Genomic DNA, 20,699 nt, shown 5'->3' on the forward strand with positions numbered 1-20,699 from the left:
GGCTCACCTCCCCCCCACCCCCCGGGGCCGGCCCCCCCCCCCCCCCCCGACACCTACTCCGGCCCGCCGGGCTCCGGTCCCCCGCCCTGACGCCTACCTGGCCCCACGGAGAAGTCGCGGCCGCCTTCACCCCCGGCACGCCGCCTCGGCTCCGGGGCATCAGGCGGTGTCATGCCCCCGAGGGGTACGCCGTTCCCTGGCGCTCGACCGATCACGTCGACGGAGCGCGGCTCGCCTGGATGCCGTCGAGGAGCCAGGTGAGGCCGAGGGTGAAGCCGGTGTCCCAGTCGTCGTCCACCACGAGGGGGCCATGGGCGGCGAGCGCGGGATAACGCTCTCGGTTGGCGCGCAGGTGCTCCCCGGCCGCCTGCCGCACCGCCGGTTCCACACTGTTCAGCCAGGTGGCCTGCATCAGGGCGGAGCCGATGACGTAATTGGAGAGCCCGTACGCCGCGGCGGTGAGGTGAGGCTCGACGACCCCGGCTCCCAGCAGGGTGGCATACAGGAATTCACTGCGGGCGAGCACGTTGGGGCCCAGCATCGGCCGGCCCAGAAGCGCCGCCGACCAGGGGTGCTCCAGAAGCGTGGCGCGCCATCCTCCGATCAGTGCGGTGATGTCGGCCCGCCAGTCGCGCTCCCTGTCCCGTGGGATCTCGACCTCCGCGAAGATCGCGTCCAGCGCGAGGTCGAGGACGTCGTCCTTGGTCTTGACGTGCCAGTACAGCGTGGTGGAGCCGGTACCGAGCCGCTCGGCGAGCCGGCGCATGGTCAGGCGGCCGGCGCCCTCCTCGTCCAGCAGGGCCACGGCCTCTTCGACGATCCGGTCCCGGCTGAGCGGAGGAGCGTCGCGCCCCACGCCTCCGGACGATCGCAGCCACACGTTTTCCGCCTTGCCCTTTTCCACGAGGACGAGCCTAGTATGTTGATCGAGCACTGGATCAATGATCCGGTCACCAGATCAACGATCCGGTGACCGGATCGAGCAGAGGGGGGCGGCAGTGGCGGGACATATCGAGGTGGACCGGCTGACCTACGTACTGCCGGACGGGCGACTGCTCCTGAACGAGGTGTCGTTCCGGATCGGCGACGGGGTCAAGGCCGGCCTGGTGGGACCGAACGGCACGGGCAAGACCACCCTGCTGCGGCTGATCGCCCAGGATGTGCGGCCGGACGACGGCCGCGTGGTCCACTCCGGAGGGCTGGGGGTGATGCGGCAGTTCATCGGCAGCGTCCGCGACGGCCGGACCCTGCACGACCTGTTGCTCTCGGTGGCGCCCGACCGGGTCCGTGCGGCCGCCGCGGGCCTGGAGTGGGCGGAGTCGGCGCTGGCCGCCCACGACGACGAGAAGACCCAGCTGGCCTACGCACAGGCGATCGCCGACCACACCGACGCCGGCGGCTACGACATGGAGGTCGTCTGGGACACCTGCACCACCGCGGCCCTGGGCCTGCCCTACGACACCGTCCGGGACCGTCCGGTGAACACCCTGTCGGGAGGCGAGCAGAAACGGCTTGTCCTGGAGTCCCTGCTACGCGGCCCGGACCAGGTCCTGCTGCTGGACGAACCTGACAACTACCTGGACGTACCCGGCAAGCAGTGGCTGGAGGGCCGGCTCCGGGCCACCACCAAGACCGTGCTGCTGGTCTCCCATGACCGGCAGCTGCTGGCCGGCGCCACCGACCGCATCGTGACCGTGGAGTCACGTGGCGTCTGGGTGCACGGCGGGGGCTTCGCCACCTATGCCCAGGGCCGCGAGGCGCGTGTCGCCCGGCTTGAGGAGCGACTCCGGCGCTGGAACGAGGAGCACGCCAGGCTCGAACACCTGGTGCGCACCCTGCGACAGACCGCCGCCAACAACGACGCGGTCTCCTCGGCCTACCGTGCCGCGCGCACCCGGCTCGACAGGTTCGAAGAGGCCGGCCCACCGGAACGCCCGCCCAGGAAGCAGAACGTGCGGATGCGCCTGCGCGGCGGCCGCACCGGCAAGCGTGCCGTCATCTGCGAGAACCTGGAGCTCACCGGCCTGATGCGGCCGTTCGACAGCGAGATCCGGTACGGCGAGCGCATCGGGGTGCTCGGTTCGAACGGTTCGGGCAAGTCCCACTTCCTGCTGCTGCTTCAGGAGGCCGCGGACGACGCGACTCCCACGGTGCGGCACACCGGCTCGGTACGGCTGGGAGCGCGGGTGGTGCCCGGCCGTTTCGTACAGACCCACGCCCGTCCCGACCTGCACGGCCACACCCCGGTCGAACTGGTCATGGCCGGTCACCCGCTCACGCTGAACGACGCGATGGCCGCTCTCGCCCGCTACGAACTCGCCCCCGCCGCGTCCCAGCCCTTCGAGACCCTGTCCGGTGGCCAGCAGGCCCGCCTGCAGATCCTACTGCTGGAGTTGTCCGGCGCGACCCTGCTCCTGCTCGACGAGCCGACCGACAACCTGGACCTGGCCAGCGCCGAGGCCCTGCAACAGGGCCTGGCCGCCTTCTCGGGCACCGTCCTGGCCGTCACCCACGACCGCTGGTTCGCCGCCGACCTCGACCGCTTCCTGATCTTCGGCGCCGACGGGACCGTCTACGAGAGCCCCGAACCGGTATGGCACGAGGGCCGGGTGGAGCGCTCCCGCGTCTCGCCTACGGCAGGAGCTTGACGAGCAGGGCTCGGAGGTCCTGGACGCCGTCGGGGCCGAGGGTCTTCTCAATGTCGTGCTCGACGCCCAGCATCGCGTCGCGGACCGCGGGAAGGCGGGCACGGCCGAGGTCGGTGAGTTCCAGGGCGTAGCGGCGGCGGTCGTGCGGATCCTGGCCGCGGACCACGATCCCGGCCTGGACGAGTTCCTCGACCAGCGACGCGGCGGCCGGTTCGGTGAGGTCCAGGTACCGGGCGAGTTGCTGCTGGGGGCAGGGGCCCAGCCGGTCCAGGGCGGGCAGCAGGCCGAAATGACGGGTGCGCAGGCCGTACTCCGCCAACCTGTGGTCGCCGAGCCGGCGCAGCTGGTAGTGGGCCTGGGCGATGAGGTGCTCGGTGCTCGCGACGGTGGACCGCTCGTCATACGCGACCAGCCTGCTCAGCAGTTCGGTGAGGCGCCGCCGTTCGGCCGGGGTCAGCGGAGCGGTGAGCCGGACGTCCCGGTCGGCGACGGCCTGGCGCATGTCCTTCAGTGCGGCACGGCCCTCGTCGGTCAGTGACAGGACATAGGTACGGCGGTTGGCCGGGTTACGGGTCCTGGTGACGTAACCGGCCTGCTGAAGCCGGTCGAGCAGCTTGACCATGATCGTTCGATTGATGCCGAGGCGGTGCGCGAGGTCCTGCTGCGAGGGCGCGTCCTCGTCGGCCAGCATGTCGAGCACCACGAAGTCACGGGACTGCGGCCCGTCCCGCATGGCCTCGCCGGTGATGCCGGTGAAGACCCGCCGCATCAGCGAGCCGATGGTCACGCGCAACGGCCCGGACTCCTCGCCGACGGCCCCTCCCCGCTGGTCGGGCACAGCCATCACCTCCCCGAACAAGCCTAGCGGCGCTGATCGTTCGAAGAGTTGACGTAGGTCGAAGACCGGCGGGAGCCGGATCGCGACTCGGGTCCGGCCCGCGTCGACGTTGGGAACCTCCGCCGCCGGGACCGGCGAGGTACAGCAGGCTGTACTTCTGGCCGGTGATCCGACGACTGCCTGGACGATGTCCCGCCGACTGGTCCAGGATGTGCGGATGCCGACCCATGCCCCTCCGGCCGCCCCCGGGCCGGCCCGTCGATGGGACGTGTTCGCCCGCGCCCGCACCACCCTGGACGCGCTCGAACACCTCGCCGGCGGGTTCGGCACCGCGGTCCTGGCGCTGGTGGTACTCCTGTCGGCGGTCGTCACCGCGCTGGCCTGCCTCGTCGGCGTGGGCCTGCCGCTGGTGCCCGTCGCGCTGCGCGGGGTGCGCGCCGTCGCCGGCCGGGAGCGCGCGCGGCTCTCCCGCTGGGGTCCGGAGATCATCGACCCGGAGCCGGCACCGTCCGGGCTGCGCGCCGCCCTCGCCGATCCGGCCACGCGTCGCGAGCTGGGCTGGGTGGCCACCCATGCCGTCCTCGGGCTGTTCCTCAGTCTGGCCGGTCTCACACTGCCCCTCAACGCGGTGCGCGACCTCACCTTCCCGCTGTGGTGGCGGTTGCTGCCACCGGACGAGGCGGCCACCGCGTCCATGGGGTTCTGGACCGTGCGCGACCTGCCCGGTGCCCTCGGAGTCGGCGCGCTGGGCCTGGGCTGGATCGCCGTCACCATGCTCCTCACCCCGGGCATGGCGCGGCTGCAGGCATGGTTCGGCCGGCGACTCCTGGCACCCGACCCCGGCACCGACCTCGCGCTGCGGGTCGCGCAGCTCACCGCGACCCGTGCCGCCGCGCTGGACGCGCACGCCGCCGAGCTGCGGCGGATCGAACGGTCGCTGCACGACGGCACCCAGAACCGGATCGTCGCCGTCACCGTCCTGCTCGGCGCGGCCCGTCGTGCCGTGGCGCGCGACCCGGCCGACGCGAAGGCCATTCTCGAACGCGCGCAGGACGCCGCCGAGCAGGCGCTCGCCGAGCTCCGCGGGGTCGTCCGGAGCATCCTGCCGCCGGTACTGACCGACCGGAGCCTTTCCGACGCCCTCACCGGCCTGGCCGTCGGCTGCCCGGTCCCCTGCCGGATCGACGCCGACGTTCCCGTCCGGTGCGCCGCGTCCGTCGAGGCCACCGCCTACTTCGTGGTGGCCGAGGCCCTCACCAACATCGCCAGGCACAGCCGTGCCCGGCACGTCGTCGTCAGGGTCCGCCGCCGCGACGACCGGCTCCACCTCCAGATCACCGACGACGGCCGCGGCGGGGCGAACGAGCTCAGCGGGTCCGGGATCGTCGGCATCCGTAACCGCACCGAAGCACACGACGGGACATTCATGCTGGACAGCCCAACCGGTGGTCCCACCACCCTCACTGTGAGCCTGCCATGCGGATCGTGATCGCCGAGGACGATCCGCTGCTGCGCGAAGGTCTCGCACTGCTGCTGCGCGCCGAGTCGCTTGACGTCGTGGCCACCGCCGCCGGCCCCGACGGCTTCCTGAGGGCCGTCGACGCCCACGATCCGGACGTCGCCATCGTCGACGTCCGGATGCCGCCGACCCACACCGACGAAGGGATCGTCGCGGCCGTCGAGGCCAGGCGCCGCAGACCCGGCCTGGCCGTGCTCGTGCTGTCCGCGTACGTCGAGCAGGCCTTCGCCACCGAACTGCTCGCCCACGGCAGCTCCCGCCTCGGGTACCTGCTGAAGGAGAGGGTCGGACGGGTCGAGGAGTTCCTGACCGCGCTGCACCGGGTGGCGGCCGGAGGTACGGCCATCGACCCGGACGTCGTCGCGCAGCTTCTCGCACGCACCAGGCCCGACAGCGGGCTGGACCGCCTCAGCCCCCGCGAGCGCGACGTGCTGGCCCTGATGGCCGAGGGGCTCGGCAACACCGCCATCGCCGATCGGCTCTTCGTCACCGACGGTGCCGTGCACAAGCACATTCGCAGCATCTTCGCCAAGCTCGACCTGGCACCCACCGACCAGGCGGACCGGCGCGTCACCGCCGTCCTGCGCTACCTGGAGGACGCCCAGCGCCGGTGGTAGCGCCAACCGTCGTGGAGGTCTCCGGAAAGTCCAGGACTGTCTGAAGGATTCGGACAGTCGGTGTCATTCCACTCAGCGCGGGTAGGGACGAGAACTACCGCGCGGGTGCGTCGTAGACCGGAGGAACGCCCATCCGGGCGGGGTGCCCCTACCGCAGATGGGGCGGCGAGAGCGGTCGTGACCACCGCTGGAGCGGCGGGAAGCCACCATCCAGGTGAGGAATATCATGGTTGAAGAACACGAATATCCGATTTCCCCCCTCGTTCGCGCGCTGGGCTGGACCAGCCTGGGACTGGGCGTGGCGCAGCTCGCCGCACCGGGTGCCATCAGCCGCCTGGCCGGAGTCGACGACTCGCCCAAGGCGTTCGGCGCGGTGGCGCTGGTGGGCGTACGGGAGTTGTTCCACGCGGCGACCCTGCTGAGCAGCCGCGATCCCGTTCCCTGGGTGTGGGCCCGGGTCGCGGGTGATGCCCTGGACCTGACCCTGCTGGGCCGGGCGATCGCCGACCGCACCGGCTGGAGACGTGGCCGCGTCACAGCGGTGGCGGCGGCGGCCGCCGCCGTCACGGCCGCCGACCTGTGCGCCGCGATACGCGTGAGCCGGCACCGTCCGGAGAAGAGGTCCGCGCGCTGGATGAACCTGCACGCGGCCGTCACGATCAATCGCCCCCGCGAGGACGTGTACCGGTACTGGCGCGACTTCGAGAACCTTCCCAGCTTCATGACGCACCTGGAGTCGGTGCGGACGATCGGTGACGGGCGATCACACTGGAAGGCGAAGGGGCCCGTGAGGAAGGCCATCGAGTGGGAGGCCGTGATCGTCGAGGACCGCTCCGGCGAGGTGATCACCTGGCGCTCCACCGGGAAGGCCACCGTCGACAACAGCGGTTCCGTACGTTTCACCGACGCGCCCGGCGGGCGCGGCACGGAGGTGCGGGTGAACCTCCGCTACGCCCCTCCGGGCGGCAAGGTGGGCGCGGCCTTCGCCAGGCTGCTGGGAGAGCACCCCGAGCAGCAGGTACGAGACGACCTGCGCCGGTTCAAGCAGGTCATGGAGATCGGAGAGGTGGTCCGCTCCGAAGGGAGCCCGGAGGGCACCCGCGCCCTGCGGCAGGCCCGGCAACGCCCCGCTCAGCCCGTGATGTCAGGGAGTACCTCGTGAAGGCCAACTGCTGGATGGGGCGCAACACCGTCGAGGTCCAAGAGGTTCCCGACCCCACGATCCTGAACGCTCATGACGCCGTCGTCCGCGTCACCTCGACCGCGATCTGCGGCTCCGACCTGCACCTCTACGACGGCTACATCCCGACCATGAAGAAGGGCGACATCCTCGGCCACGAGTTCATGGGCGAGGTGGTGGAAGTGGGCCCCGAGGTGCGAGAACTGCGGGTCGGCGATCGCGTGGTTGTGCCCTTCCCGATCGCCTGCGGCGCCTGCGGCGCCTGCCAGCACGGCATGTACTCGGTGTGCGAGAACTCCAATCCCAACGCCGGGATGGCGGAGAAGCTCATGGGGCACTCTCCCGCCGGGATCTTCGGTTACTCCCACATGCTCGGCGGCTACCCCGGGGGGCAGGCGGAGTACGCGCGGGTGCCGTTCGCCGACGTGGGGCCGATCAAGATCGAGGACGACCTGCCGGACGATCAGGTGCTGTTCCTGTCCGACATCCTGCCCACCGGCTGGATGGGCGCGGAGATGTGCGACATCAAGCCCGGGGACGTCATCGCGGTATGGGGCGCCGGGCCGGTCGGCCAGTTCGCGATCGCCAGCGCGTTCCTGATGGGCGCCGAGCGGGTCATCGCCATCGACCGCTTCCCCTACCGGCTACGGAAGGCCGAGCGCGCCGGTGCCGAGACGCTCGACTACGAGAAGGTCGACGTCCTCGACGCGCTGCGGGACATGACCGCCGGTCGGGGACCGGACGCCTGCATCGACGCGGTGGGCATGGAGGCCCATCACCCCGCGGGCGTCGTGCACGCCTACGACCGGGCCAAGCAGGCGACCCGGATGGAGACCGACCGGCCGCATGCCCTGCGCGAGGCGATCATGTCCTGCCGCAACGGCGGGGTCGTCTCCGTGATCGGCGTCTACGGTGGCCTGATCGACAAGTTCCCGATGGGCTCGCTGATGAACCGGTCACTGACGCTGCGCAGCGGCCAGTGCCACGTGCAGCGCTATCTGAAACCCCTGCTGGGCAGGATCCGCAACGGCGACATCGATCCCAGCTTCGTCATCAGTCACCGCATGCGGCTGCAGGACGCCCCGCGCGCCTTCGAGATGTTCAAGAACAAGGAGGACGAATGTAACAAGATCGTCCTCACTCCCTGACGGGCCTATCCGCCCGACACCGAGCGGGCCGGTTCCCGTCGGGCGAGCGGACATGGAGCGGTTCCGCATACGGTGAAGGCCGTCTCTGATCACCGGAGACGGCCTTCGACCCGGGCGGGTCACTGTCGAAGATCGCTTCTCGTACGCGCGACGAGCCGGCCTGGACGGCTCAGATGTCAGATCAGGTGCCGTTGATCAGGCGAATGGCGATGGCCGGGTCGAACTGGCCGGCGTACGTGTTCGGGGCGATGCCGCAGTTGCCGTCGGAGTCGCCGGGGATCTTCACCCACAGCAGCATCTCGGTGCCGCCGCCACCGCCGACCTGGGCGGTCATGCCGATCTTACGACCGGCCGGGTTGCACCACTCACCGTTGGAGCCGTTGCCGTTGCGGCTTGTGTCGATCACCCACTTCGCAGTCACCCGCGTTGTCTCGTACCCAGTTCGCCGGATTGGAGCCGGGGTCGACGTAGAAGCCGTTGGTCATGGCGACCGGCCCGGATCCCGGCTGCTCGGTCAGCGAGACGTTGTCCATGTAGAAGGTCAGCTTCTCGGCCCTGAAGGGGCCGAGCTTGCAGCTCCTCGCCGTGCATGGGGTGCACGGTTCAGGCCGCGTCGTCGGCAGCGTGACTCACTGCCCTGCGACCGATGTTGATCGCAGCGTTGTGGTCGGCGGGGCCGGCGAACCCGCAGCCGAGGCACGTGAAATCGTCCCGGCTGGGACGATTGCGCTTGTCGCAGTGCCCGCACCGATGGCAGGTGCGGGAGGTGTCGCGAGGGTCGACCAGACGCACGGGCACCCCGGCGATGGCCGCCTTGTAGGTCACGAACGTGCGGAGCTGGTGAAACGCCCACGAGTGCAGGTCGGCACGCCGAGCCTTACGAACCGTTACCCGATCACGGATACCTTCGAGGTCTTCGAGGGCGATCCCCTGTTGGGTGCCTTTGGCTTTACCGACCAGATGCTTGGAGATGACGTGATTGGTGTTACGGGCGAACCGGGACTCCTTGCGGCGACGCGCCTTGAGAAGCCGCTTGGCGGACTTGGTGCCCTTGGCCTGCAGGCGGGCGCGCAAGCGGGCGTTGCGCCGCCGCACAGCCCGCACGCCCTTGCCGGTGTGGGTTTCGCCGGTGGAGTCGGTGGCCAGGTTCACGATGCCGAGATCCACCCCCAGCCACTCGCCGGGCTCGTCACCCCGCGGTGCTTCGGGCACGTCGACGACGACGGCGAGGAAGAACATGCCGTCGCGGTAGAGGAGATCGGCCTGCCCCCGTGCGGTGGCCCCGCTGGTCGTCGACCAGCGGCCCCGGTAGACGACGGGGACGACGATGCGGCCGGTGAGGGTGAGGACGCTGACCGCCTCGCGGCCTTTCCAGGTGAGGATTCGCTGGTCGTAGGCGACCGCACCCAGCTCACGAAACACCGGCTTGATGTTCTTGTCGCGCTTGTAGGCCTCGCATGCCTTGGCGATCGACCGGATGGCCATCTGCGCCGACAGGCCGAACCCGGCTCGCAGGTCGGCGTACACCAGCTTCTGCAAGGCGATCTTGCTGGCGGTGCGGTGCTCGAACGCCACCTCGGCGGCCCGGTTGGCGGCGGCGTTGCATGCCCGCATCGTCGCCAGCAGCGCCTCGCGCTGCTCAGCGCTCGGGGCGAGTTTCAGCATCTCCGTCACCAGCATGCAATGAGCATGACATTCATTGTTTCTTCCGTTCCGTGTTTCCTCTACACGACTCAGCAAGAAGCCGATCGACATGACGGACCGGCCAGGGCACGCCCGGGCCTGGGCGGCCCTCCCGCTCCCGATTCCACCCCGGCCTGAAGGCCGGGGCATCCTCGGGAGATTCAGGTGAAGGCGGCGTTCCTGCCGAGCTGGAACGACACCTGTCCGGCCGGCGTGCTGAGACCGGAGGTGAAGCTGAATCGCCTGCTCGTCGGGGAGAGCGAGATCGCCTGGGTCAGGGTGTTGGTGTACGGGGAGTTCGCGAGTTGCACGGTGGTGACCGCGCCGACCGGAACGGAGGACGAGGCGTCGAAGGCGAGCATGTACGACTTCCCCTGGCACATATCACCCAGGGGCGGCCCGCACGGTCAGAGGGGTGTCTCTCGTGTGTGATCCGGGGACGAGGCAGGCTGTGGCCGGATGCGGTGGCGGCCGATGGGGAGCATCAGGGGGCTGCCGGAGACGGGGTCCTCGATGATGCGGCTGTCGAGGCCGAAGACGGTGCGGACGTTGTCCTCGGTGAGGACCTCGGCCGGGGTGCCGGAGGCGTGCAGGCGGCCGTCGGCCAGGGCGATGAGGTGGTCGGCGTAACGGGCGGCGAGGTTGAGGTCGTGCAGGACCATCACGATGGTGGTGCCGCGGGTGTGGTTCAGGTCGGTCAGCAGGTCGAGGACCTCGATCTGGTGGCTGGCGTCGAGGAACGTGGTGGGCTCGTCAAGGAGCAGCAGGTCGGTCTGCTGGGCCAGCGCCATGGCGATCCAGACCCGTTGGCGCTGGCCGCCGGACAGCTCGTCGACGGCGCGGTCGGCGAGGTCGGTCGTCTGGGTGGCCTCCAGGGCCGCCGCCACCGCGGCGTCGTCCCCGTCGTTCCACCGGGAGAAGATCCCCTGATGGGGGTGGCGGCCGCGGCCGACGAGGTCGAGCACGGTGATGCCCTCGGGCGCGACCGGCGACTGGGGCAGCAGTCCGAGCGTGCGGGCCAGTTCCTTGGCGGGCATGCGGTGCACCTGTCTGCCGTCCAGGACGACACGGCCCGCCCGGGGTGCGAGCAGCCGGGACAGGGAACGCAGGAGTGTCGACTTCCCGCAGGCGTTCGCACCGACGATGACCGTGATCTCGCCGGGCGGCACGGCCAGGTCGAGGGACTCGACGACGACGCGGTCGCCGTAGCCGAGCGTGAGGCTTTCGGCTACGAGGGAGTGGGACGTGGTCACAGCGAGCCTCCGGCCCGATGGGTGCGGACGATCAGATAGACGAGGTACGGCGCGCCGAGAACGCCCGTGACGACGCCGACCGGGTAGCGGACGTCGAACGCGAACTGGCCGGCGAAGTCGGCGACGAGGACCAGGAGGGCGCCGACGAACCCGGCGGGCACGAGCAGGGAGCCACCGGTGCCGACGAGCCGGGCCGCGATGGGGCCGGACAGGAACGCCACGAACGCGATCGGCCCGGCCGCCGCCGTGGCGAAGGCGATCAGGCCGACGGCGGCGACGATCAACGTGACGCGGGTGCGTTCGACGCGGACCCCGAGGGCGGAGGCGGTGTCGTCGCCGAGCCGCAACGCCGACAGGTCCCGCGACTTCGCCAGCAGGACGGGGGTGAGCACGACCAGCGCGACGAGGGCGGGCAGGGCCTGCTCCCAGGTCGTGCCGTTGAGGCTGCCGGTCAGCCAGCGCAGGGCCTCCTGGAGATCCCACTCGGCGGCCCGGGACAGGACGTACGAGGTGATGCTCTCGAGGATCGCGGAGATCCCGATGCCGATCAGGATGAGCCGCGTGCCGACGACGCCGTCCCGGAACGCCAGGGTGTAGACCAGCAGGGCGACGGCGAGGGCGGAGACGATGGCGAAGATCGACACCTGGGTCCCGCCGAGGGACAGCGACACGATCGCGATGGCCGCCGCGGCGCTCGCCCCCCAGCTGATGCCGATGATGTCGGGACTGGCCAGCGGGTTGCGGAGCATCGTCTGGAAGGTGACGCCGGCCAGGCCGAAGCTGAATCCCGCGACCACGGCGAGGACGGTCCGCGGCAGCCGGAGCCGCCCGACCGTGAAGGACGCCCCCGGCACCTGCTCGCCGAGGATGACGCGGACCACGTCGCGGGGCGGGTAGAAGGTCTGCCCGAACATCAGGGTCACGGCGAACCCGGCGACGACGAGCACCGCCAGTGTCAGGACGACGGCGCGGCGCCGGGAGGCGCTCCGGCGGCGGCCGCGGGCGACGGCCTGGACGACGGAGGGCCGGGTGGCGGCGGGGGTGTTCACAGTCCCTCCTTCGTCGGGCCTGTGAGCGCAACGCTGCTGTGTTCATTGGTTCGCTCGCTACGCTCGCTCACAGTCCCTCCTTCGTCGGGCCTGTGAGCGCAACGCTGCTGTGTTCATTGGTTCGCTCGCTACGCTCGCTCACAGCTCACGCACCTTCTGGCGGCGGACGATGTGGATGAAGAACGGGGCGCCGATCAGCGCCGTCACGATGCCCACCTCGATGTCCGCGGGGCGCGCCACGATGCGGCCGACGACGTCGGCCGCGGTGAGCAGCGACGCGCCGACCAGGGCAGAGAACGGCAGCAGCCAGCGGTGGTCCACGCCGACGAGCAGGCGGCACGTGTGCGGGACGACGAGTCCGACGAAGGCGATCGGCCCGGTGACGGCCGTCGACGCCCCGCACAGTACGACGGCGCCGAGAGCGGCCGTGGCCCGGGCGACGGCGACGCGCTCGCCGAGCCCGGCGGCGAGTTCGTCGCCCAGGGCGAGCGAGTTCAGCGCCCGCGCGGACAGCAGGCACACGACGAGGCCGGCGACGAGGAACGGCAGGACCTGCCCGATGCGCTCGTAGGACGCGCCGCCGACCCCGCCGATCTGCCAGAGCCGGAAGCTCCCGGCGATGTCGTTGCGGGGCAGGACGACGGCGCTGACCAGGGACGCGAAGGCCGCCGACGTGGCAGTGCCGGCGAGCGCGAGTTTGAGGGGCGTGGCCCCGCCGCGCCCGAGGGACCCGACGGCGTACACGAAGACGGCCGAGACCGCGGCTCCCGCCATCGCGACCCAGATGTACCCGGTCGGCGACGTGAGCCCGAAGAACGCGACGGCGGTGACGACGGTGAGCGACGCGCCCATGTTGACGCCCAGGATCCCCGGGTCGGCCAACGGGTTGCGGGTCACGCCCTGCATGACGCCGCCGGCGAGGCCGAGCGCGGCACCGATGACCACCGCAAGCAGGGTGCGCGGTATCCGCTTGGCGACCGCCGCCTGTTCAAGGGTGTCGTCCGCGCCGCCGAGCGCGGCCCAGACGTCGGACCAGGCGACGTCGCGCGAGCCGAGGGCGACCGAGGCCACCATGAGCACGGCCAGGACCAGTACCGTGACGAGCAGCCACAGAACCCGGACGCGCGCCGGACGCCGCACGAGAGCGGCGTCCGGCGGGCGGTCGGTGTCGACCGGCGTCACTTGACCTTGTCCGCGGCCTCGGCGAGCGCCTTGGCGTAGTCCTCCAGCACCCACGAGATCGACAGGGGGGTCGGGTTCGCGGCGGTGCCCAGGGGCGTGCTGCCGGGCAGGAGGTACACCGAGCCGCGCTTGACGGCGGGGATCTTCGACAGCAGCGGGTCCTTACGGAGCTTCTCGAGCAGCTCGCCCTTCTCGTCGCCGTATCCGGTGATGATGTCGACGTCGTCGAACACGTCGATCTGTTCCGCGCTCCGGGTCAGGGCGAACTTGTCCGTGCCCTCGGACGCCTTGGTGATGCTGCCCGGAATCGTCAGCCCGAGGTCCTCGAAGAACAGCGTGCGGGTGTCGTGCGTCGTGTAGAAGCCGATCTCGCTCACATCGTTGGGGTCGACGTGCGTCATGAACATCGCCGACTTGCCCTTGAGCTGCGGGTACTTCGCGACGACCGCTTTGATGTCGCCCTCGATGTCGGTGATGAGCCTCTCGCCCTCGTCGGCGAGCCCGATGGCCTTGCTGTTCATCCGGATGATCTCGCGCCACGGGGTCGCCCACGCGGCGTCCGGGTAGGCCACCACGGGAGCGATCTCGCTCAGGGTGTCGTAGTCCTGCTTGGTCAGGCCCGAGTAGGCGGCCAGGATGACGTCCGGCTTCGTGTCGGCGACGGCCTCGAAGTCGATGCCGTCGGTCTCGTCGAACAGAACGGGCGTCTGGGCGTTGAGTTCCTCCAGGCGCTTCTTCACCCAGGGCAGGAGACCGTCGCCGTCGTCGTCGCCGAAGTTCGCGGCGGCCATGCCGACCGGGACGACGCCGAGGGCCAGCGGCGCTTCGTGGTTGGCCCAGTTGACCGTGGCCACCCGCTCCGGCTTCGCCGGGATGGTGATCTTCCCCAGCGCGTGCTCGACCGTCATGGGGAAGGCGCTCGGGCTGCTGCTCGGTGTGCTGCTCGCGCTCTCGTTCTTGGTCTCCGACGAGCCGCCGCAGCCCGCGATGCCCAGCAGGATGGCCGTCACGGCGAGGATGCGAAGGCTATATGGGCGCTTCAATCCGTACTCCACTCTCAGAATTCCGCTGGTGCCGGCCCTCACACGTCTGGATCGCGGTCCTGCGTTCGTGGAGCGGTACACCGTGCTACCGCAAGCTCTCAACCTAGTTAGGTAAGCCTTGCCTTGTTTGGAACCTTAGGAGAAATGACCGAGTTGTCGCAATAGCCCTTTTGAGACACCTGTTGTTGAGATCGGGACACGGAGACCGGGCGACGGCCCCTCAGGCGGTGTCCGCCCGAGGACACGACACGTCCGCGAGACCCGCGCCGCGTGTGGAAGGCGGCCTTCGGCGTCCCGGAGTCTCAACGCGCTCGGAACGCCCCCGGTGTCAGCCCGGTCGTCCGCCGGAAGGCCGCGCCGAACGCGCTCGCCGAACGGTAGCCGACCTCCTCCGCCACGACGTCGACCTCCCACCCCTGGGTGAGCAGCGCGACCGCGTGCTGGGCGCGCACCGCCGCGATCCAGCGCGCGAAGCTGGTGCCCGTCTCCGCGTTGAAGGCACGGGTGATCGTGCGGGCGCTCACGCCCAGGATGGACGCCCAGTCCGCCAGCGTCCGCGGATCGCCCGGATCGTCCCGGAGCGCGTCAGCGATCGGGCGCAGCAGATCGGAGGTGGGCATGTGCAGGAGCAGTTCGCGCGAGGAGGGGGTGAGCACGTCGAGCACCATCGCCTCGGTCACCGCCCGCGAGCCGGAGGACAACTCCGTGTCGGCGAGCCGCTCCAGCAGCAACCGGAGCAGCGGGGTGATCTCCACGCCGACGGGCGTGGGGAAGATCGAGGTCGTGGTGCCGAAGCCGAAGAAGTTGGCGCGACACCAGGTGCCGGCGATCGCCGAGCCGGAGTGCAACGTGCCCGCGGGCATCCACAGGCCCAGGGCGGGGGTGACCGTCCAGACCCGCGCCCCCACCACGGCCGTGGACGCGCCCCGCTCGTTCCAGAGCAGTTCGTGGAAGGGGTGCGAGTGCTCGTTCCAGGTGGTGTCGTGGGCGATGGTCTCGCTCCAGCCCAGGATCACGAACGGCACCTCGGCCGGTCCCGCCGCGAGGGCGGGCAGCACGCGGGTCTCCCTGATCATGAGAGGACACGGTGGGGCACGAGCGGCATTCCCCTACCCTAGGACCTGTCCCGCGGACCATGAGAGCCGGTCGGCGTTACCGGCGGGGGCGGTCGATCGCCAGGTCCGCGAGCCGTGGACCGACCTCGGGAAACGAGCCGTCGCCGAACAGGATCCGCGCCGCCAGGGCACGACCGGCACGACCGCGCAGCACACTCACCGCCGCCTCCGCCGCAGCAGGGGATCGGATGCCGGCGAACACCCGGCGCAGCAACAGCCGGCCTCGGAACCGGGCCCGCAACGCGTCCCCGTCGTAGCGGCTCAGCACGCGCTGGTCGCCGGTACGCAGGTAGCCGGCGGTAACCGCCGCGGCCAGTTCGGACATGCGCAGACAAGGGTCCAGCCCACCGGCCGTCAACGGCGACACCGCGCCCGCCGCGTCCCCGACGAGCAACCCGGCAGGGCACGCCAACCGTCGCAGCACACCGCCGACCGGGATCGGGCCGCCTCGACGCTCGACCGGACCGGCCGGCGGCGTCCTGCCGGGCGCATCTGCGGCGAAGGCGTCCAGCAGGTGGCGGATACCGGCGCGCATCGCGTTCGGATAACCCGCGACGCCGACATGCGCATGTCGGCCGTCGTCGATGACCCATCCCAGATACCCCGGAGCGACCCGGGGGTCCAGCACGCAGTGGAACGCCGGAGTGGTCGTGCCCGACGCGACCGGATGGACGATCTCGGCACCGACGAGGAAGCGCCGGTTGACATCAAGCCCGAGATCACGGGCCACCCGGGAGCGGGCGCCGTCCGCGCCGACGACGAACCGGGCCATCACCGGTTCCGCACCCGCGAACCGCACAAGACCCCTCGACGCCTCGACATACCGCACACCCAGAAGGACCCGTGCCCCGGCCGACTCCGCCGCACGCCGCGCGTGCCGGTAGACGGCCGCCATGTCGGCCACGCGGTACTCGTCCCGGTCGCTGGTGAGCCGGATCGGCGCCCGCCGCGACGGCGGATACAGCAGCACCTCCCGGACACCCGGCCCGAGCAGGTGATCCGGCACGTCGAAGTCATCGAGGGTACGGCGCACGAAGATCCCTGTCGTGCGGATGCCCGTCGACAGCGACCTGCGACGGTCGACCACCAGCACGTTCAGTTCCCGTCGCGCGAGCAGGCGGGCGGTGCGCAGACCGGCCAGGCCCGCACCCACGACCAGTACATCCACTGTCCGCATACCTCGCGACGGTAGGAGCGATGCCTCACCCGCACGAGGGTTTGCACGCTACCTGCCCCATACCTCCACACCGTCGCCACATTCGAGACCGTGGACAGCCCCTCCGCCGAGAAACCAACGTCAGAGTGATTGTTCTCCCGCTCGGCTCGAACGGTGCCACTGACGCTCCGGGCACGGAGAGGGGCGGCGGCGCAGGGGCTTTGATGGTCATGGTCACTGTTCCTGGGCGCGATCGTGCCGGCGTTGGCGCTCGTGTTCGGTGCCTGTGAGGGGCCGGCTCGCCTTGCCGGCGGCTACCGCGCCCCGGGCGGGGGCGCGGGCGTCCGACGGGCAAGGCGTCCCTGGCGCGGGCCGAGACGGCGCGGAACTGCGGGCCGTCGCCGGCTCTGGACTACTTCGGAACGGGCGGGTCACAGACTTCGAGGAGCAAAGTGGTGAATCGGAAGCCTATTCCCATGCCGACGACGAGAATCTTCTCCCCCCTTTGGAGTTGTCCACCGCGGAGAAGGTGATCGATACCGAGGAGCGCGTCAGCGGGGCCGACGTGGCCGGTTTCTCGTAGGAAATCCCACGTGGTACGACTCGGCGCGATGTCCAGGGGTTCCAGGATCAGGGCGGAGAGCTGGGCGAGGCCGACCCCGGTCACCGCGACCTTCGCCACCTCCGGCAACTCGACTCCCGACTCCTCCAGCACCTGCTTCACTGTTTTCATGCCGGCATCTCGGATGATGGGAAGGTAGGGCCCGAGACTGGTCTTCTGGGCCAGCATGATATTCCCGTCATCCAGATCTCCCCGGACCGCGACGAGCGACTCAAGCTCAGCGGCGGAGGTGTGAGAACTGGCTATCAGCCGGGCGTACCCGCCCTCGCGGGACAGAACCGCCGCGGCGGAACCATCCGAAAGGAAGACGCCCAGCGACTCCTGCCATCGCCCCAACCTGCCCGCATGGTAGCGCCCGGCCGCGGTGACCATAGCGGCGCCGGCGGAAGGGTCGGATCTCAGCAGGCTCGCCGCGACGACGAGACCTGTCGCTCCCCCGTTGCTCGCCGCCCCCAGTTCGAAGGCCAGCGCTTCGGGCACGCCGAGGACCCGTTGCACGTGACAGACAGGCGCGAAGTGTTCCTGATCATCCAAACAGGCGTAGACGAGCGACGCGATGTCATCGGCGCCGCATCCCGAGTTCTTCATCGCGTCAACCGCCGCCATCCCCGCCATCTCCGCTGCCGAGTGGTCCCGCGAAATGGTGAGGGAGGCCCAGTCGGACAGCTTGAGGCTGGTCGGATTCGCACTGATGGCGCAGCCGCTCAGCACGTCCTCGACGTTCACCCGGGGCGGTAGGAATCTCCCTGTGCCGGAGATGAAGACGCTATCCCAGAGCAATGTTCCCACCTGTTTCATTGGCCGTGCTCCGCGCCAGATCCATCAGCCAGTTACTCACGGTCAGGCCGATGAGCGCGGAGTGTTCTTCGAGTACGTCGGTCTCGGCGGGAACGGTCACCACCTTCGGGACTTCCACGGACGCGATCGGGAACCGCGGGGAAGAGCCTGCGTGACCTGGCCGGACCAGGAGGATCGGGGTTTCGATCTCCGTGGGTTCCCAGCGGTGGAAGAGTTCGCCGTACCAGGCGGTCGCGGTGAGTCGCTCGTCGGAAGGGACGTCGGGCCCCTCCCTGCCTGCCATTCTCCGCAGCAGAGCGGAGAGTTCGTCGCGGTGTCCGTTCGCCGCGTTCCCAGGGGGATCGATCAGCACCACACCCGCGAGCGGCGAGTTCAGTCGTTCCAGTGCCAGTGCTGTCGCGCACACCGGAAGACACGTCAGCGAGTTGCCGACCAGTACGACCGGCTTCCCGTGCGGGGACTCCGGAAGTGCCCTGATCACGCTCTCGGCCATGACCGCCACGTTCGCGGGAAGATCTCCGCTGGAGAACCCGGGCAGGGTGATCGCGGAGACGTCGCGAATTCCTTCGAGTGCTCTCGCGAATTTGAGATATTCGGACTCACCCGACGAAAGGCACACCAGCGCCGGTCGTACGGACCCCTGGGACAGCGAAGTCGAGGGCAGCGGTCGCGCCACAGCGGAGAGGTCGTCGAATGACGGGCGCAGCCGCGACGCGGTCAGCAGCAGATCGGCTCCTTCCTCGGGCTTGCCGAGTGATATCGCCTGCCTGAGAAGCGAGAGGATCGGGCCGGCGTCCTTGCCGCTGTCGTCTGGGCAGAGCTCCCGGTGAATGTAGGCGGCGAGGGCCCGCGAGGTCGGATAGTCGTAGATGAGGGTGGCTGGAAGTTCCAGGCCGATGACCCGCTTGAGGTGCTTACGAAGTTCGAGAGCGGTCAGCGAGTCCAGGCCGAGATCCTTGAAGGAGTGTTCGAGCGGTATTCCGTCGGAGTCACTGTGGCCGAGCACGGTGGCGACGGTGCTCTGGACGACGCCCAGGAGGTGGTGGCGCTGTCGCTCCGGGGGTAGTTCCGCCAGTCGCACCGCCAACGCGTCGCCGGATCCGGAGGAGACGGCCGGGCTTTGGCGGATGCGCGCGACTTCCGGGATCTCATCGAACAGGGAACACGGACGATAGGCGGTGTAGAGCGGGTAGAAGTTGCCCCAGTCGAAGCTGGCGATGACAGCGGTCGGCCGGTCCTCGGTCAGCACCTGCTCAAGCTCGGCCAGAGCCCGCTGCGTCTGCATTCTTCTCAGACCGTGATGAGGGAAGGTGTGGTCCCTGCCCTCCCAGATCCCCCACGCGATCGAGTGGGCGGGAAGACCTTGGGCACGACGCTGGTGTGCGAGGTAGTCCAGGAAGGCGTTCGCAGCCGCGTAACTCGCGAACCCCTTTCCTCCCAGGATGACGGCCGTGGACGAGAACAGGATGAACTCTGAGAGGTCACTGGATTTCGTCAGCTCATGGAGGTTCAGCGCACCGTCGACCTTCGCCCGCAGAGCGTTCTCCAGTCGTTCTGCTGTGAGGTCGGACAGCGTGGCGTCGTCGAACGTACCGGCCATGTGAATGACTGTCCGCAGCGGCTGACCGGGGTCAATGTCGGCGAGCACCCCCGCCAGAGCGGAACGATCCGCGATGTCGCAGGCGACGATCCGGATCTCGGCGCCCAGCGCACGGACCTCGTCGACCAGCCGTGCGGCGCCCGGCGCCTCTGGCCCACTGCGGCTCAGCAGAAGCAGATGTCTGGCGCCGTTGTGCACGATCCGCTTGGCGAGGGACTTTCCTACTTCTCCGGTACCGCCCGTGATGAGCACCGTTCCGTCGGAAGGCCATGCGTAGGAGGAGGATCGGGGCACGGCACTACGACTGAGCCGGCGACGCAGCAGTCCTCTCGGCCGGACAGCGAACTGATCGTCGACACCGCCACCGAGTGCCTGGCAGATATGTGTCCCGACCTCGTCTCCGACCTGCTCGACCAGGTCGATCAGCCCTCCCCAGCCGTGCGGATTCTCCTGGCGTGCCACCAGGTGCAGGCCCCAGGAGAGGGCGTGGATCGGATCGTCCAGCGGTTCGTCAGGATCGGTGACCACCGCGTTCTGGGTCAGGACCCACAGGGGAACGTCGATCCCCTCCAGGGCCTGGGCGAGTTTGAGGTTGCCGATCACACCTGCCGGCAGCTGGGGGAACGCCGGATGAGAGCGCCGGTCCAGGGCGAGCCAGGAGACGACCCCCGCCAAGGCGGATGACCTACCTTCGCCGGACCGGTCGTCGACGCCTGAATCCGCGCCCGACGGAGAGAGCGATCCGACCATGTCGTGAACGTGCCGGGTCAGCTCCTCCCGGGAGACGGTGTCGGCGACCACGAGGGTGACGACCTTCGCCCCCTGCTCGGTCATCGCGCTGGAAGTCGCCGATACCTGGCCCATGTCGGCTTGTCCGGGCGTTGTGACGACCAGCCAGGTACCGGACAGTCGCGGCACTTCTCGTTCCAGCCGCCGCCACGTGAGCTGGTAATGCCAATCCCCCGTGACCGCACGATCCTTTCTCCCGAGACGCCAGTCCCCGAGATCCTTGAGCAGGGGCCTCAGGGAGGCGATCCGCTCGTCATCGACGATGTTCAACAGGGAGGCCACCTCTCCCGGATCGTCGTTCTCCACGGCACGCCAGAATTCGAGATCGTACGATGGGACGTCGGTTGTCCTCTCCGTCGAAGTGAGCCAGTACCGCCGATGCTGGAAGGGATACGTCGGCAACTCCGGCCGACCGATCACCGGCGGAGTCGGATACAACGCCGCCCAGTCCGGGCTCAG

18 protein-coding genes are annotated in these 20,699 nt (G+C 69.8%); 5 read left to right on the top strand and 13 right to left on the bottom strand.

What is annotated here, in order from left to right:
• Positions 1-211 precede the first annotated feature (211 nt).
• Positions 212-904 (bottom strand): TetR/AcrR family transcriptional regulator C-terminal domain-containing protein, encoded by a 693-nt coding sequence (locus AB0J58_RS40555; RefSeq protein WP_364226121.1) that lies wholly within the window; start codon positions 902-904, stop codon positions 212-214.
• Between the two features lie 94 nt (positions 905-998).
• Between AB0J58_RS40555 and AB0J58_RS40560 the strand changes: the two genes are divergently transcribed.
• Complete coding sequence (locus AB0J58_RS40560; RefSeq protein WP_364226124.1) at positions 999-2,648, top strand: ATP-binding cassette domain-containing protein; 1,650 nt, start codon at positions 999-1,001, stop codon at positions 2,646-2,648.
• On the opposite strand, the gene AB0J58_RS40565 is transcribed toward AB0J58_RS40560, so the two are convergent.
• Positions 2,632-3,492, bottom strand: coding sequence for a MarR family transcriptional regulator (locus AB0J58_RS40565; RefSeq protein WP_364226127.1), 861 nt, complete (start codon positions 3,490-3,492; stop codon positions 2,632-2,634). The genes AB0J58_RS40560 and AB0J58_RS40565 overlap by 17 nt on opposite strands.
• Positions 3,493-3,703: 211 nt before the next feature.
• On the opposite strand from AB0J58_RS40565, the gene AB0J58_RS40570 reads away from it, so the two are divergent.
• The 4 genes from AB0J58_RS40570 to AB0J58_RS40585 all read left to right on the top strand — a co-directional run bounded on the left by AB0J58_RS40570 (position 3,704) and on the right by AB0J58_RS40585 (position 7,950).
• On the top strand, positions 3,704-4,975 hold the full coding sequence (locus AB0J58_RS40570) for a sensor domain-containing protein (RefSeq protein ID WP_364226130.1): 1,272 nt from the start codon (positions 3,704-3,706) through the stop codon (positions 4,973-4,975).
• The gene (locus tag AB0J58_RS40575) at positions 4,963-5,622 is read left to right on the top strand and encodes a response regulator transcription factor (protein WP_343981351.1); all 660 of its coding nucleotides are present in this window, start codon (positions 4,963-4,965) and stop codon (positions 5,620-5,622) included. The genes AB0J58_RS40570 and AB0J58_RS40575 overlap by 13 nt, the downstream gene beginning before the upstream one ends.
• Positions 5,623-5,848: 226 nt before the next feature.
• Positions 5,849-6,784, top strand: a complete 936-nt coding sequence (locus AB0J58_RS40580; protein ID WP_364226133.1) for an SRPBCC family protein — start codon at positions 5,849-5,851, stop codon at positions 6,782-6,784.
• Positions 6,781-7,950, top strand: coding sequence for a zinc-dependent alcohol dehydrogenase (locus AB0J58_RS40585; protein WP_343981357.1), 1,170 nt, complete (start codon positions 6,781-6,783; stop codon positions 7,948-7,950). Before AB0J58_RS40580 ends, AB0J58_RS40585 begins: the two co-directional genes overlap by 4 nt.
• Before the next feature lie 181 nt (positions 7,951-8,131).
• Here AB0J58_RS40585 and AB0J58_RS40590 read toward each other — a convergent pair whose 3' ends face one another.
• The 11 genes from AB0J58_RS40590 to AB0J58_RS40640 all read right to left on the bottom strand — a co-directional run bounded on the left by AB0J58_RS40590 (position 8,132) and on the right by AB0J58_RS40640 (position 20,660).
• Positions 8,132-8,371 (bottom strand): glycoside hydrolase family 6 protein, encoded by a 240-nt coding sequence (locus AB0J58_RS40590; protein ID WP_364226136.1) that lies wholly within the window; start codon positions 8,369-8,371, stop codon positions 8,132-8,134.
• A gap of 182 nt (positions 8,372-8,553) precedes the next feature.
• Positions 8,554-9,630, bottom strand: a complete 1,077-nt coding sequence (locus AB0J58_RS40595; protein ID WP_364226138.1) for a transposase — start codon at positions 9,628-9,630, stop codon at positions 8,554-8,556.
• A gap of 164 nt (positions 9,631-9,794) precedes the next feature.
• Positions 9,795-9,995 (bottom strand): hypothetical protein, encoded by a 201-nt coding sequence (locus AB0J58_RS40600; RefSeq protein ID WP_364226141.1) that lies wholly within the window; start codon positions 9,993-9,995, stop codon positions 9,795-9,797.
• 45 nt (positions 9,996-10,040) lie between these two features.
• Complete coding sequence (locus AB0J58_RS40605) at positions 10,041-10,886, bottom strand: ABC transporter ATP-binding protein (protein ID WP_364226144.1); 846 nt, start codon at positions 10,884-10,886, stop codon at positions 10,041-10,043.
• The gene (locus tag AB0J58_RS40610; protein WP_364226147.1) at positions 10,883-11,935 is read right to left on the bottom strand and encodes an iron ABC transporter permease; all 1,053 of its coding nucleotides are present in this window, start codon (positions 11,933-11,935) and stop codon (positions 10,883-10,885) included. Before AB0J58_RS40610 ends, AB0J58_RS40605 begins: the two co-directional genes overlap by 4 nt.
• A gap of 138 nt (positions 11,936-12,073) precedes the next feature.
• Positions 12,074-13,117: an iron ABC transporter permease gene (locus AB0J58_RS40615; protein ID WP_343981386.1), complete on the bottom strand. Its 1,044-nt coding sequence runs from the start codon at positions 13,115-13,117 to the stop codon at positions 12,074-12,076.
• Positions 13,114-14,160: an iron-siderophore ABC transporter substrate-binding protein gene (locus tag AB0J58_RS40620; protein ID WP_364226150.1), complete on the bottom strand. Its 1,047-nt coding sequence runs from the start codon at positions 14,158-14,160 to the stop codon at positions 13,114-13,116. The genes AB0J58_RS40615 and AB0J58_RS40620 overlap by 4 nt, the downstream gene beginning before the upstream one ends.
• Positions 14,161-14,462: 302 nt before the next feature.
• Positions 14,463-15,236: an AraC family transcriptional regulator gene (locus AB0J58_RS40625; protein WP_364226152.1), complete on the bottom strand. Its 774-nt coding sequence runs from the start codon at positions 15,234-15,236 to the stop codon at positions 14,463-14,465.
• A gap of 76 nt (positions 15,237-15,312) precedes the next feature.
• Entirely contained in the window at positions 15,313-16,452 is a 1,140-nt protein-coding gene (locus AB0J58_RS40630; RefSeq protein ID WP_364226155.1) for an NAD(P)/FAD-dependent oxidoreductase, read from the bottom strand.
• 391 nt (positions 16,453-16,843) lie between these two features.
• Entirely contained in the window at positions 16,844-17,779 is a 936-nt protein-coding gene (locus AB0J58_RS40635) for a ketoacyl-ACP synthase III family protein (RefSeq protein ID WP_364226158.1), read from the bottom strand.
• A 40-nt stretch (positions 17,780-17,819) separates the two neighbouring features.
• Complete coding sequence (locus AB0J58_RS40640; RefSeq protein WP_364226164.1) at positions 17,820-20,660, bottom strand: SDR family NAD(P)-dependent oxidoreductase; 2,841 nt, start codon at positions 20,658-20,660, stop codon at positions 17,820-17,822.
• Positions 20,661-20,699 lie beyond the last annotated feature (39 nt).

This window comes from Streptosporangium sp. NPDC049644 (genome assembly GCF_040675205.1).
Taxonomy (GTDB): domain Bacteria; phylum Actinomycetota; class Actinomycetes; order Streptosporangiales; family Streptosporangiaceae; genus Streptosporangium; species Streptosporangium fukuiense.

Coding starts and splice junctions, on each gene's coding strand:
- AB0J58_RS40565 (WP_364226127.1), bottom strand. CDS start 3,492: ATGGCTGTGCCCGACCAGCGGGGAGGGGCCGTCGGCGAGGAGTCCGGG.
- AB0J58_RS40570 (WP_364226130.1), top strand. CDS start 3,704: ATGCCGACCCATGCCCCTCCGGCCGCCCCCGGGCCGGCCCGTCGATGG.
- AB0J58_RS40575 (WP_343981351.1), top strand. CDS start 4,963: ATGCGGATCGTGATCGCCGAGGACGATCCGCTGCTGCGCGAAGGTCTC.
- AB0J58_RS40580 (WP_364226133.1), top strand. CDS start 5,849: ATGGTTGAAGAACACGAATATCCGATTTCCCCCCTCGTTCGCGCGCTG.
- AB0J58_RS40595 (WP_364226138.1), bottom strand. CDS start 9,630: ATGCTGGTGACGGAGATGCTGAAACTCGCCCCGAGCGCTGAGCAGCGC.
- AB0J58_RS40600 (WP_364226141.1), bottom strand. CDS start 9,995: ATGCTCGCCTTCGACGCCTCGTCCTCCGTTCCGGTCGGCGCGGTCACC.
- AB0J58_RS40625 (WP_364226152.1), bottom strand. CDS start 15,236: ATGATCAGGGAGACCCGCGTGCTGCCCGCCCTCGCGGCGGGACCGGCC.
- AB0J58_RS40630 (WP_364226155.1), bottom strand. CDS start 16,452: ATGCGGACAGTGGATGTACTGGTCGTGGGTGCGGGCCTGGCCGGTCTG.